Origin of the sequence: Metallosphaera yellowstonensis MK1, assembly GCF_000243315.1 — an archaeon.
Classification (GTDB): Archaea; Thermoproteota; Thermoprotei_A; order Sulfolobales; family Sulfolobaceae; genus Metallosphaera; species Metallosphaera yellowstonensis.
On the sequence record NZ_JH597768.1, the window covers coordinates 1512 to 14290 of the forward strand.

At 48.7% G+C, this 12779-nt stretch carries 11 protein-coding genes and 7 pseudogenes; 8 read left to right on the plus strand and 10 right to left on the minus strand.

The genetic code is table 11. The annotated features are described in order from the left end of the window. On the minus strand, positions 1–443 hold a 443-nt coding region (locus METMK1DRAFT_RS07505; RefSeq protein ID WP_483466642.1), incomplete at its 3' end, for a PIN domain-containing protein. Next, positions 415–1013 (minus strand): annotated as a pseudogene (locus tag METMK1DRAFT_RS07510) (IS607 family transposase). The gene METMK1DRAFT_RS07505 and the pseudogene METMK1DRAFT_RS07510, both read right to left, overlap by 29 nt. Before the next feature lie 125 nt (positions 1014–1138). Here METMK1DRAFT_RS07510 and METMK1DRAFT_RS07515 point away from each other — a divergent pair. Continuing rightward, positions 1139–1384 (plus strand): AbrB/MazE/SpoVT family DNA-binding domain-containing protein, encoded by a 246-nt coding sequence (locus tag METMK1DRAFT_RS07515; RefSeq protein ID WP_009069617.1) that lies wholly within the window; start codon positions 1139–1141, stop codon positions 1382–1384. Next, positions 1362–1763: a type II toxin-antitoxin system VapC family toxin gene (locus METMK1DRAFT_RS07520; RefSeq protein WP_009072487.1), complete on the plus strand. Its 402-nt coding sequence runs from the start codon at positions 1362–1364 to the stop codon at positions 1761–1763. The genes METMK1DRAFT_RS07515 and METMK1DRAFT_RS07520 overlap by 23 nt, the downstream gene beginning before the upstream one ends. A gap of 85 nt (positions 1764–1848) precedes the next feature. Here the strand turns inward: METMK1DRAFT_RS07520 and METMK1DRAFT_RS20055 are convergent. The 3 genes and pseudogenes from METMK1DRAFT_RS20055 to METMK1DRAFT_RS07530 all read right to left on the minus strand — a co-directional run. Then, positions 1849–1937: pseudogene (locus METMK1DRAFT_RS20055) on the minus strand (transposase); the annotation flags it as partial. A gap of 6 nt (positions 1938–1943) precedes the next feature. Then, positions 1944–2177 carry a hypothetical protein gene (locus METMK1DRAFT_RS07525; protein WP_009072490.1) on the minus strand — a complete coding sequence of 78 codons (234 nt, stop codon included), beginning with the start codon at positions 2175–2177 and terminating at the stop codon, positions 1944–1946. Positions 2178–2234: 57 nt separating this feature from the next. Continuing rightward, a complete protein-coding gene (locus METMK1DRAFT_RS07530) occupies positions 2235–3245 on the minus strand; it encodes a glycosyltransferase family 4 protein (RefSeq protein WP_009072492.1) in 1011 nt (336 codons plus the stop codon). A 152-nt stretch (positions 3246–3397) separates the two neighbouring features. Between METMK1DRAFT_RS07530 and METMK1DRAFT_RS20060 the strand changes: the two are divergent. Further along, a pseudogene (locus METMK1DRAFT_RS20060) lies at positions 3398–4419 on the plus strand (IS701 family transposase). An 82-nt stretch (positions 4420–4501) separates the two neighbouring features. On the opposite strand, the gene METMK1DRAFT_RS07535 reads toward METMK1DRAFT_RS20060, so the two are convergent. Beyond that, positions 4502–5431, minus strand: coding sequence for a CgeB family protein (locus METMK1DRAFT_RS07535; RefSeq protein WP_009072499.1), 930 nt, complete (start codon positions 5429–5431; stop codon positions 4502–4504). A gap of 37 nt (positions 5432–5468) precedes the next feature. Further along, a complete protein-coding gene (locus tag METMK1DRAFT_RS07540; protein WP_009072502.1) occupies positions 5469–6614 on the minus strand; it encodes a glycosyltransferase family 4 protein in 1146 nt (381 codons plus the stop codon). A 177-nt stretch (positions 6615–6791) separates the two neighbouring features. On the opposite strand from METMK1DRAFT_RS07540, the gene METMK1DRAFT_RS17615 reads away from it, so the two are divergent. After that, complete coding sequence (locus tag METMK1DRAFT_RS17615) at positions 6792–7022, plus strand: hypothetical protein (protein WP_009072503.1); 231 nt, start codon at positions 6792–6794, stop codon at positions 7020–7022. On the opposite strand, the gene METMK1DRAFT_RS15620 is transcribed toward METMK1DRAFT_RS17615, so the two are convergent. After that, positions 6986–7270, minus strand: coding sequence for a hypothetical protein (locus METMK1DRAFT_RS15620; protein WP_009072505.1), 285 nt, complete (start codon positions 7268–7270; stop codon positions 6986–6988). The two genes, METMK1DRAFT_RS17615 and METMK1DRAFT_RS15620, sit on opposite strands and share 37 nt — an antisense overlap. A gap of 87 nt (positions 7271–7357) precedes the next feature. Between METMK1DRAFT_RS15620 and METMK1DRAFT_RS07550 the strand changes: the two are divergent. Both METMK1DRAFT_RS07550 and METMK1DRAFT_RS07560 read left to right on the plus strand, forming a co-directional pair. Then, positions 7358–8077, plus strand: a pseudogene (locus tag METMK1DRAFT_RS07550) (IS1/IS1595 family N-terminal zinc-binding domain-containing protein). Between the two features lie 109 nt (positions 8078–8186). Beyond that, positions 8187–10520 carry a hypothetical protein gene (locus tag METMK1DRAFT_RS07560; RefSeq protein ID WP_009072510.1) on the plus strand — a complete coding sequence of 778 codons (2334 nt, stop codon included), beginning with the start codon at positions 8187–8189 and terminating at the stop codon, positions 10518–10520. 22 nt (positions 10521–10542) lie between these two features. Here the strand turns inward: METMK1DRAFT_RS07560 and METMK1DRAFT_RS16390 are convergent. Next, positions 10543–11535 (minus strand): annotated as a pseudogene (locus METMK1DRAFT_RS16390) (IS701 family transposase). Between METMK1DRAFT_RS16390 and METMK1DRAFT_RS19020 the strand changes: the two are divergent. Continuing rightward, positions 11432–11650 (plus strand): hypothetical protein, encoded by a 219-nt coding sequence (locus METMK1DRAFT_RS19020; protein WP_245544629.1) that lies wholly within the window; start codon positions 11432–11434, stop codon positions 11648–11650. The pseudogene METMK1DRAFT_RS16390 and the gene METMK1DRAFT_RS19020 overlap by 104 nt on opposite strands. 59 nt (positions 11651–11709) lie before the next feature. Here the strand turns inward: METMK1DRAFT_RS19020 and METMK1DRAFT_RS07570 are convergent. Continuing rightward, a pseudogene (locus tag METMK1DRAFT_RS07570) lies at positions 11710–11910 on the minus strand (IS256 family transposase); the annotation flags it as partial. 383 nt (positions 11911–12293) lie between these two features. Here METMK1DRAFT_RS07570 and METMK1DRAFT_RS07575 point away from each other — a divergent pair. Next, positions 12294–12779 (plus strand): annotated as a pseudogene (locus METMK1DRAFT_RS07575) (ISNCY family transposase); the annotation flags it as partial.

A 12779-nucleotide genomic window follows, 5' to 3' on the forward strand; every position in this document is an offset into this window, starting at 1 on the left:
TGTACGTAGCGGGTAAATTGCTTGGTGAACTTGAGGGGTATCTCGACCCAACCCTTGTGGGTTAAAACGCTGACAGAAACCTTGTTAAACCTCCAATTAACCATGTTAGGAATAGTGATCATAACCCTCTTATACTCCGGTTTATCCTTCCTCGTTAACCCTCTCTTCCTCCTCTCCCTGAAACTCTTAACAATCCTTCCGGCTACGACGTAGGCACCTTCAATAACCCTTGAAGGTAGGAAGGGGTACTTCTCCTTATAGTCACTGTAAAATCTCTCGTGCAACTTCTTCCTAGTGGTCTGTAAGCCCTCTGATAGGATTACCCCAATCATTTCGTTAACGATCTTCCTCTGATGTTCCTCAACCTCCCTAAGAACGCGGTACTTCCACTCGTTCAAGAAGTCACCCTCTAGTTTAACCGTCCTTTTTAAGGTTTTCAACACATTTTACCACCTTCTCATATCTGTGAGATCTGTGACCGTAAATTCTAGAGGCGAACGACTTGACGATCTCTACAAAGTCCTCCACTAGCTCCTGCGTGTGATCCTTATCATCTTGGAAAGTCACAACAACGTTTACTCCGTAAGCTTTGAACTCTACGAGGTATTCGAAACCGAAACGTGTTAGCCTGTCCTTATAAGCTACTACAACTGCGTCAATTTGCCTCCTCTTAGCCAGTTCCAAGAGTTTCTTTAACCCTCCCCTATCCTCTTTCAATCCGGAACCTATATCCTTCTTCTATCACACCCACTTCACCGAGAGTTTTCCTAACCCACTCTCTCAACGCGCCCAACTGCCTCTCCAATTCCTCCTTTCGCGTTCACGAAACTCGTGCGTAAATCGCTACTCGTTTAACCCTTCCACCGCCGGACAACAATCAATTTCGCTGTAAGGTATTCTCCACCTACCGTTAACCTCAACAGCCTTTATCTTCCCCTCCCTTACTTAATGACACCACTCCTACTCATGCCGAATATTTCAGCAACCTCACTAGGTGTTAGATACCTCTCCACAGTAATTAAAAGTAACTAGAAGTATTTAAAAGTTAGGTGAAAGTGCTATAGTCTTCGTATCGTTTGGTTAAACTACTAACTAACGTTAGGTTAAACATTTATATAGCAAGACGTAATATCCATTCATGGAAAGGTACAGAGCTAAGGTTTATAAGAAAGGCATAATTGTAATCCCTAAAGAAGTCAGGGAGAAACTCGGGATAAAAGAAGGTGATGTAATAGAGCTAGTTGTAGACATTGATAAAATAACCTTAAATAAACCCGTGACTCTCTTAGATCTATTCGGTATAGACGGAGATAAAGCTACGGAAGTCGCTAAAGAGATAGTAAAAGAAAGGAGGAAAGAAGTTGAAATGGAGATACGTTCTTGACGCGGGGCCTTTGTCCTTATTGTTCGCTGGAAAGCAGGAAACTAAGAAATATTTCGAAGAGATGTATAGAGGAGAAATTACTATTTACATGAGTGAGGTGAATCTAGCCGAATTTCTATACCTCTACATTTTAAAGATGGGAAAAGACACCGCAATGGCTAGGCATAGGTACATAAGAAACTCTCCGATCCAAATAATATCTCCCAATGAGAGGATTACTGAAAACGCCGCACTACTGAAGAGTAAGTACTCTTATTTATCACTGGCTGATGCGTTTCTAATAGCTACTGCAAAGGAGGTTAAAGGGAGAGTTATCACCACTGACGGAGACATAGAAAAGACTAAAGAAGTAGAAACAATAACAATCCCTTTAGATTGATCAACGCCAGAGATGACTAAAATAATGCCTGAGGGCCAAGATAATTAGTGATACAAGTATAACATAGTGCAGCAGTTATGGGACGTTAACGTAACTTAAAGATTTTCATCAGCCCCGGCGGTCCGCCTAAATGACGTTCGAGAGCCTGAGGAACACCTCCACGCTCCTCAGGTTCCCTGATCAGCTGACGATGCTGGCCCTCCCACCTACCAGGACCATCAGGATCAGGCCAGTTAACCTTCCTGCTCCTCCCCTTCCCCTGACCACGCCCAGCCTGTTGATCTCCCTGACCAGCCTCACCTTGGCTTCCCTGATTAACCTCTCCTCGTTCCGTATCTTTTCAGCAGGAAGGCGCTGAAAACTAAAACTCCTCGCCAATACTGACTTTCCGTACCACCTCCCTGAGATTCCCATAACTGCCGTAATAGTAGTTAAGTGCGTGATTGTGAAAGTTTGAGTCGTACCCCTTCACTATCGCTGAATCACCAGCCTATATATGTCCAGGATTTTCCTCCTTCCTAGTTCATTGGACTTGATAACGTACTCTCTGCTCTCTTTCCCCATCTTCTCCAGTTTATTGCAGGAGATCGAGTTAATTATGTCGGCCAGGCCTACCGGGTCCTTAGGGTGAAACCTGAGGCTCGCCTTAAACACTGCCCTAAATGACGGTATATCACTCGTGACCACAGGTAATCCCACAGAGTAGGCCTCAAGTCCTACGAACCCCAGTTCCTCATAAGTGGAGGGTAGGACTAAGAGGTCTACCTCTCTCATGAGGGAGATCACCTCCTCCCTGAGGAGCTGGCCGTGATTGATAACAGGATATGGGGGCTTGGGGCCTGGAGGTCTCCCTGCACCGACAAGGTGAAGCTCCACAGGGATCTTGACCATACTAAGGGCCCTCATTACTACGCCGAGGTTCTTCCTGGGCATCCCCAGATCCCGCGACACGAACAGTAACCTCAGAATAGAGCACTGATAGCTCTTTTGGGGTCTAGGTTCCACAGGTGGAGGTATGAAGTTAGGGGTCTCCCTGCTCACGTCTATTACGTACCTAGCCCTCATCCTTGACCTCCTGTCCATGAGGTAATGCTGGAGGGTCACAGGGAACGCCCCGAGCTTCTCTGGGAAGGAGAGGCCAGTAAGCCTGACCCAGGCTAGTTCGATGTAGGACAGGTAACCCCACCTGGTCGTGATCATGGGTTGGGTCGTGCTACCCCAGGGAGGTAGGGTCTCGTGGACTAGGTCAAAGTCCTTCGTCACTTCCCTGATCCTCTTCTCGTTCCTCAGGAAGGTCAGGAGCGGGAGAGCCCTGGATTCTTGGATGCGGCGTATGGGGATGACATCCACACCTGGAAGGTCTATGTCCTGGAAGGAGATGAGGGAGATTTTAACGTCCTTGGACAACAACTTGGCCAGTTCGAGTGTGTAGGAGGAGATCCCGGAGCTTCCCCTATCGTACGCTGAGATTAATACCCTCACGCGATGATGAGGGGATCGGAGGCTTTAAGGGTTTAGGCCGTCATGAGGGGAGATCAGGCTAATCATATCTCACAGCAGTTATGGGAATCTTAGGGAGGTAATACGGGGAAGTCGGTATTAGCGAGAAGTTTTTATTTTTCGACGTCGTCCTGCTGAAAAGGTGCGGAAAGGGACAGATCGAGTTGGCTAGGGAGAGGCTGGTCAGGGAGATCAACAGGCTGGGCGTGGTCGGGAGGAACGGGAGGAGCAGGAAGGTTAACTGGCACTAGTCCTCATGGTCCTGGTAGGTGGGAGGGCCAGCGTGAGGAACGCGGCCGAGACTTTCGGGTTGGACTACGCAAACCTGCTGGAGGCGTTGCGAGAACTCGACGACGCGTAGAGGTCCTGTCGGGGCTGGTGAAGGGTCAGGTCGTCATCGTGGACGACACCGTGGACCACAACGCTCCAGGGGGACGTGAGTCCCTGAGAACCACTGAATCTACTGCCACACCCACGGGAGGTTCGAGAGGGCCAAGCTCCTCACGGTCGCCATGGTCGACCTCGGGCAGGACGTTCACGGTTTCCCCATGCTGTGAGGAAGACGCTCCACATGATGGTCGCTGAGTTCAAGACCGAGATCGAGGTGGCGAGCTGTTGGACGTGCTCAAGGAGCGCTTCCGGTAGCTACGGTCGTCTTCGACCCCCGTACTGTCCGAGAAGCTCGTGACGGACAACGTGGTGTCAAGGCTCAAGTCCAACCGAGCCCAGGGTCGGTCCAGGGGACCCTCGAGGGGGTGGAGGGACACCTCCGAGTGGAAGACCCCCCGGAGTCTACTACGCCGACCTGACCCTGGGAGACCGAGCCACTACGGTAAAATTGCTAGTCCGGGAACATAAACGTGACTCCGGGACACAGGCCAGGTACCTCTACACCACCGACCTCTCGCTCAGCGAGGAGGAGGCCTGGAGGATGAGGTGGGAGATCGAGGAGCTCCACAGGGACGTCAAGGCCCTTGGACTCCTCGTTCTGGAGGAGGGAGAGGCTTCAGGGCTACCTCGCGATCTTCACCGTGACCAACGTCGTCAGGGAGCTGATAGGGGAGCTTAACCTGAGGAGCGTGGAGGCGTTCCTCATGTTCTCGAACGTCATTTAGGCGGACCACCAGGGCTGATGAAAATCTTTAAGTTACGTTAAAGTCCCATAACTGCTGTATGTAGGCTATGCCAAAGCCGGTAAACTGCTTTTAAGGTATTTTATAATGAAGATTACCTCTATCTCAAACTAACTTCATTAACTCCTGTGCTCTATGTAAATAAGTATGTCTCTCTAGACAGTCCTCCTTTAATCCGAGGGCTACTTCTTCCCTCTCCTTCTCGTCCTCCAGATAGTACTCTATCTTCTCGTTCAGTTCATTCACACTCGAAAAAGTCTCGACTCTCCGAAAGAGCTTTGTGAGACAACCCATCCTTTCCGTAAGGAGGAACCCGCCACTCCCAGCAATTTCAAAGGTCCGCATGTTTGGGGCTTCAGCTTCTAAATCTACTGGATGGTGAATGTTAAGGTTAACCTTACTCTCGTTTATGACTCTTACGTACTCTTCCCCATGGACGGCAGGATGGTGAATGCCAATCTTCAGGTACCATAAGCTTCCGAACACGTGAGGTCGGACTCTCAATTTTCTCAGTACTCTCCACCTGTTGGGATAAAACGTTCCCACGAATGTTACGTCATAGGCCTTGGAGATCTGCAAAGGTCTGTGAAGCTCTGGATCGCATGCCCATCTTAACGTCATAACGCGACGCGCTCCCATTTTAACGTATGGCTCGATCCTCTCCGTGGTGGTAATGATCCCACGGAAGTAATGGATCCTATTCCTGAGCAGAATGGGGAACCTGTAGGTATCCGGATAGAAAAGATAAGTGTTCATTTCAGAGAGTCTAGAGAGGGTATTCTCAGTTAGTAATTCGCCCTTGAACACCAGAATTAGGTCCGACCGTGAGAACTCTCGCCTGTTGACCGGTAGCCTAGATAGAGCTAACCTGGAAAGTGAGAACCTAGTCGTGACAAAACGCACCAGGAATTTCCTTGTTACTCCCTCATACTGATCTACAAAGATCGCTTCGTTTCCCAGAGACCTAAACGCCTTCACGAAGAAATACTCTGCATTGTAGAGCCCCCCTGCCCCTATTACTGTTATTCTTGCCACAGCTGACTACCTGAAACCATTTTAGTTAACATGAGAGTTAATAGTCTATCAGGCATCTTAGAATAGTTTCGGCATTTTTCAAACCAAACCTCTCTTCAGCGTACTTCCTTATCTCCCAACGTGAATAGCTCGATTTGCTCACCTCACTAATAGCCTTGATGAACTCCTGTGGATTTGGAGATACGATTTTTCCTACGTGAGGCTGAATAGCTTCTGGGATCCCCCCTAGATTGCTCCCAATTACTGGGATACCGCAGGCGAAAGCTTCAATTATTACCCGTCCGAACCCCTCCTCGCTAGTAGAGGGCACAACTAATACATTAGAGGCACTATACCAAGACGGTAGAGAGAAGTTATCTACCGGTCCAACGTAATGCAGGTTCTTAATTTCCGAAGAAGACTTCAGGACTTTTTCCCTTAAGGGGCCATCTCCTATGATGTAGAACTCAATTTTTTCCATGTTCTTCGCCACTTCTAAAACAATATCGATTCCTTTCTCCTCTATCAGCCTGCCTACAAATAGAACCATAAAGATAGACTTGTCGATTCCTAGTTTTTCTCTTGCTATCGCCCTCTCTATAGGTTTAAAGGACTCCAAATCGACCCAATATGTAAACTTCAGAACCTTCTCCCTGGGAATTCCCAATTTAATCAAGTTCTCCTTCTCTAATTCTGATAGAGCCAAAACATGATCAGCTCTCCTCAGGCCCCATAAGACTACCTCCTCTAATATCTTACCGCCTCTCTTGAAAGTAAAATGAACGGAAATGATGCATTTCCTTCCTGTTATTCGCTTAAGAAACACGCACAACGGTGCCAATAACAGGCCGTGAAGGTGAAACGCTATTATCGCATTCTTATATCTTAATGACCAGAAAGCCACATATATATAAAAATAAGGAAGGTATATTAAGGTAGCAAAAGGCCTCCATTTACCATTGCTGTAAATTAGAGACCTCATGGGTCTGGGAATTCTCACTACTGAAACGTTTCCCGTTTTCTCAACAAGCGGAACCTTTTCTTTTCTCGATTGATATGGTTTCATCGTTATAACTACGGTATCGTGGTACTTCGATATGTAGGAAACGAGATCCCTCAAGTGGGTTTCTCCACCACCGATGTCGGGCAAATATGTCAAGGCCACCTGAACGATTACCTTTTTCTTCGTGGGGAGTGTTCTCATACAGTCATCTTATTCGACAGTGGTTATTAGATTTCGCCTTTGTTCATAGGGCGATATTTGAGGGAAAGTCCCATAATCACTGTTATTCGATATAAATTAGTGATATTATATGAGACTCTTGAATTAGCTTAATCCCTTCCAGGCAGGTCCGGTTTAGGGGAGTGACCCCTCGAAGGCGTGGGGCTTCTCGACTATCGTCAAGACCAGGCTGTAGTCGACCGAGCTAAGCTCCTGGTCACGGCCTGGGTGTCCCTGGCGAGCCTAGCTAGGCTCGACCTGAGGTGGGAGTTGAAGCTCTCCACGGCCTGGGTGTGTTACTCACCCGGAACGTGCTTGTCCAGGTCGGTAGACCTGGTATTGGTCGGAGTGGTTCACGTCACCATGGGGGCGGTTGACCAGGAGCCGTAGAGTGTGCCGTAGTCCCTGTCCCCAACCGTGAAGAAGGGGACCAAGTCCACGAGGAAAACCCACACCCAGAGGTTCGTCCTCCCCGGACCTCTCCTGACCTTGAGGAACGCCCACAGCTCGTTGAACACCCCGGCCTCGGCCCTAAACCCCTTGAGCGCTCCGGTGAGGTCCATCAGACCCGAGTAGACCCTGAACCCTGCCCTCCTGACTGGATAGACCGTGGTCAGGGGAACTCCACAAGTATACAAAGCAATTAAAAGGTTGGCATAATTAGTATGAGTGTGTCGATAGTGCCATCATTAAGTTATTTAATATTTGTATAACGAGTATTACTTATGGGTAGGAAGGCTGTAGTTAGGCAAGACGTTTCTTGCCCCTCCTGTGGTTCTCATGATGTTAAGTGTGGTAGGCCTTTGGGTAGGCAGAGGTATTTGTGTAGAGAGTGGTAGGTACTTCTTGGGTGATACTACTTACCATCACCATTCTAGGAAGTTGAGGGAGGACGCTTTAAAAATGTATTCTAATGGTGTGGGTATGAGGGCTATTTCTAGGGTGCTTAATATACCTCTAGGTTGTTCACTTGGATTAAGCGTTATGGTGGGCGGAAGTATGAGAAACTAGTGGAGTTGTGGGGGAAGGCTAAGGAGCTGGTTAAGGGTAATGTTGTTACTAAGGTGGTTGATGAGATGTGGACTTATTTGTTTAAGAATGTTAGGGCTTTTTACAAGTGGATTTTCACCTGCTACGTTTACACGAAGTTGGGTTGGGAGTTTATCTGGTCTACTCTGTGGGCGATAGGGATGAGACTACTTTCCGCGAGGTTAAAAAGTGTCAGATGAGGGATGAGTGAGTGATGATTACAACTTGTACTTTTGGTTAAAGGATCACACAGTTGTCTCACCGGTTAACCCTAACGAGTCACTGCACTCTTCACTCAGGGATAGGCCGATTAGGTTCAAGAGGGCTACTAAGGCAGTAAATAGGATAGGATTATGATGTACTCCATAGCCCTAGTCTTATGGGAGAGAAGGCTAATACCAGAATTTATAGCTTAATGACGACACTATCGACACACTCATTAGCAGCAGATATGGGATTTCTCGTTAGGTGTAGCCTTGAAGTCAAGGCGAAATCTAATAACTGCTGTCATTAGTATAAAATGTTATGAGAATCAGGTTGCTCTCCAAGAGAACCTCATATTTTCTGGTTCTCCTAGCGATAATTGAAGCAATACTCATTATCTCTTGGTTTAGAACAGGCACCCCCATAGATTACGCCGAAGACGGTTTGGGATTCGCCATCTGGGGCTTTAGGTCCCCTAGTTTCTATCCGGTCTCTTGGGTTTCAGTAAGGGGCGCAGGCTCACTAGTACCTTTCGCTCCTACCTCGTTCGTATGGAGTTGGGAGCAAGCTGGCCTCTCGATGCTAGCTCTAGGTAACCCCGTAGTTGAGGAAGCCTTGACTTTCTTCCTTGTTATGTATTTGCAGGGTACTTTCACATACCTTCTGACCAAGGAAATCGTCGGGGGAAAAAACCTAGCTCCAATAATTGCGGCCTTAGCGTATATCCTGAGCCCGTACATAATGATATATCCATGGAAGAGGTTCTTGATATCCGAGATATTGTTCTCCGCGCTCCTTCCCATTGTGGCCTACCTTTTCTACAGAGGGTTAACATCAGGAATGACTTTAAGATATTCGTCCTTAATAGCCATAGCTACTTTCTTGTTTGGTTTTTCATTCGGGCAGCCGCCTCTTGTTCTCACTCTATGGGTCTTCCTTTTCCTCATGACTCTGTTCTCTCTTATTTTAGGATATGATATGTCAAGCACACTAAAAATGTTCGCGTTGTCATTTGTCTTATTCATACTGACTGGGGCTTACTGGATATTGCCTTATATCGGTAGCTATAAGACTGCGATTGGGTTGGCTTCTGCACAATATCTATATAACCAGCTCATGCAGGGCATACCTCCATTTTTCGGAATAAGGCTAATTTACCCGACGAGCCCTGAAATAGTCGGATATAACCTCGTTTATCTCTGGGGAAGTTACTACTCCTCCATGCCGATAACCATTTCTACATTCTTAATTCCAGTAGTGGCCTTCTCCTCCGTAGTATTTCAGAGGAGAAGAGGGGTATCCTTGATGGCCGTAATAGCGATAATTGGGCTATTCCTAATATTCGGTACGAGTCCCCCTACCGGTAGCCTTTACATTTTTCTTGTAAGTCATGTATGGCTATTGAAGCTCTGGGGGAATAGTGTAATGGAGGACGCGGGGTATATCGCTGCACTGCCCTTTGCAGTACTCCTTGGGATAGGCGCCGCCTCACTGTCAGAGCACATCCGTGGGAGGTTCAGAAAGTACGGCACTCAGGTAGCTGCAGTGTTCTTGGGTTCCTTGGTCATTTTAGACCTAGTATTGCTACCGATTCCCATGTGGACAGGCGCAGTGTTTACTGACATAAATGGTCCAACTCATAGCCCTTTCAAATTATACCCAGACGCCAGAGCTCAGATTCCGCAATATTATCAACAAGCCAATGAATATCTATCATCTAATACCGAGGAAAACTACAGAATTCTAGTGTTACCATTTGTAAATTATGGCAACGGAATAGCGTATAACCTATCGGGGACACCTTATGCAGGAGGTAGTAGATGGGCATTGTTTCCCTCCACGATCTCAATATATGGATCTGATCTGGGGGAGCCAGTTGACTCGTTATCGAGACTTGTACCAGAACTGTTAGTCAATAATCCAGGCTCATTCGCAACACTGCTACAAATGCTTGGCGTCAAATATATCGTGGTGGTACCCACTATACCAGAGGGAAACAGTGTATTGACAAATAATATATTGAGCAATTATTCGAACTTTACTCTTCCTATTACCCCAATTCGTGGCATGTTCAGTCAGCTCAAAATTTACACTGTTGCAGATCCATTGCCCATGGTTTTCGCGGTAGGAAACATCTCGGCTGGAAAGAATGTGTCAGACGTGATCAGGTTATTGGAAGACGGCTCGTTCAACCCCCATACCCTAGCACTGGTAAATGTTAGCGGCATTTCAATAACTGGAAATACACCTGAGATCACTTATACTTTCACACCTATGGGGTACTATATAGTGAAGGTTAGCGGTGCCAAAGGGCCGTTCCTTCTAGTATTGAACCAAAATTATGACAGTTCTTGGAGACTAGCCAGAGGAGACTTGAATGTCTTTCAGCAGCTTTTAGACAAGAACGAATATGAGCATGTAGAGGTAGATGGCTACATGAACGGCTGGCTTATAAGCAGTGGAGCTAACGGAATCTACACCATATATAACATCCAAAACGATTTTGGGATTCTGGGTGAGTTGATTTCTCTGTTCTCGGTTATGTTATTAATATTCTTGCTCGTGAGAGGTGACACCATTTCTCTGTCTCTAAGACGCCGGGAGAGTGTCACAAACGAGAATAATTGTATAAACAAAATTCAATTGAAACAGTAATTATAGCAGCAGTTATGGGACGTTAACGTAACTTAAAGATTTTCATCAGCCCCGGCGGTCCGCCTAAATTACGTTCAACGAACCTGAGGAACACCTCCACGCTCCCCAGGTTCAGCTCCCCTATCAGCTCCCTGACGACGTTGGTCACGGTGAAGATCGTGAGGTAGCCCTGAAGCCTCTCCCTCCTCCAGAAGGACGAGTACTCCAGTCCCAGGGCCTTGACGTCCCTTGGAGGTCCTCGATCTCCCACCTCATCCTCCAGGCCTCCTCCTCGCTAAGCGAGAGGTCGGTCGTGTAGAGGTACCTGACGTGTATCCCGGAGTCGTGTTCCCGGACGAGCAACTTCACCATGACCACTCGGCCTCCCAGGGTCAGGTCGGCGTAGTAGACTCCGGGGGTATCCCACTGGGAGGTGCCCCTCCTCGAGGGTGTCCTGGGCAGAACCTGGGCTCGGTTGGACTTGAGCCTTGACACCACGTTGTCCGTCACGAGCTTCTCGGACGGTACGGGAGTCGAAGACGACCCTGGACACGCGGAAGTGCTCCTTGAGCACGTCCAACATCTCGCCACCTCGATCTTGGCCTTGAACTCAGTGACCCTCACAAATCCCACATCTTCCTCACGACGTAGGGGAAACCGTGAACGTCCTGCTTGAGGTCCACTATCACGACCGTGAGGAGCTTGGCCCTCTCGAACCTCCCGTGGGTGTGGCAGTAGATCCAGTGGTTCTCAGGGGCTCACGTCCCCCTGGAGCGTTGTGGTCCACGGTGTCGTCCACGATGACAGGTCCCTTCACCAGCCCCGACAGGACCTCCACGCGCCGTCGAGTTCTCCCAACGCCTCCAGCAGGTTTGCGTAGTCCAACCCGAACGTCTCGGCCGCGTTCCTCACGCTGGCCCTCCGTTAGGACCATGAGGATAAGTGCCAACCCGACCTTCCTGCTCCTCCCGTTCCTCCTGACCACGCCCAGAACCTGGTTGATCTCCCTGACCAGCCTCTCCCTAGCCAACTCGATCTGTCCCTTTCCGCACCTTTTCAGCAGGAAGACGTCGAAAAATAAAAACTTCTCACTAATACCGACTTCTTGGTATTACCTCCCTAAGATTCCCATTACTGCTGTCTTAAATTAGGCTAATTCCGTGTAAGATTAGTTGGGTATAACTCCTGGTTCTGATAAGAACGAGGAATACTATAATATTATTACTAAGATGAGATGACAGGTTGACACGTTGTAGTCGTTGGCTATGGCCAGGGCGATCTGCTCGATCCTCCAGGCCAAGTAGAACTTCCCGAACCTCCTGCGCTCGACTGGGGAATTGAACGACTTGACCAGGTTGTTGGTCTTGAGCCACTTCCTGACCTGCTCTGGGGCCTGGAGGTAGAAGAGCACTACCCACGGGTCCTCGACCTGGAGGCCGTTCTCAGCAAGGTAAATCAACTCGTTTATGGGGGTGTGTACCCCAAAACATGGTGTACATAAATGGAAAAGGCGGTAAAAAATGAAGGGTAATATTAAAGGTAAGAGAGAGGAGGGTGATACCGTGAGGGAGGAGTTGGTCCTGGAAGTTCTCAAGGAGTTTCAGGGGAGTGAAGGACGTGCTGAAGGGGTTGATTGAGGAGACGTTGCAGGAAGTCATGAGGGTAGAGGGGGATCAGTCCCTCAGGTCGGGGAGGGGGAGGGGAGTGAGGGACTACGTATAGAACTTATAGGAAAAATCCCTCGGGTTTGGGGGGTATGAAAACTTTTTAGGATTTAACGGGCCGAATTACGGTATGACCGACAGGGAGGAGTACAGGGAGGCACTGGTCGAGGCCTTTAGGGTGGTAGCTGCCAAGACGGTCACGAGGTCGGACACGTCCTTGAAGACTCTCCTGGGCTCCGTGGTGAGCAGGGGAGGAGTCACGGAGGTCGTGGAGGCCGTGGGGGTGGACTATGGGAACGCCCTGAGGAGGTTAGACGACCTGGCCCGGACGAACTTGATGGAAGTAGTCAAGGGGTTGGTAAAGGAAGACCCTGTCCTGGTCATCGTAGACGACTCCCACGACCACAAGCTCTACTCCAGGACGATGCCCGTGGGGAGGAACGGGACTCAGGTGTTCCACTGCGGGACTAGGAGGTTCGAGCCCTCGAACCAGCTCCTCGTAATCGCTGTAAGGGATCTGGTCAGGAACGAGGTCTACGTGGTCACATGGAACCCTACGTGCCCAGGAAGGCCTTGGACGTGCTCAGGGAGAGGGGCGAGGAGGAGTTCAGAACCG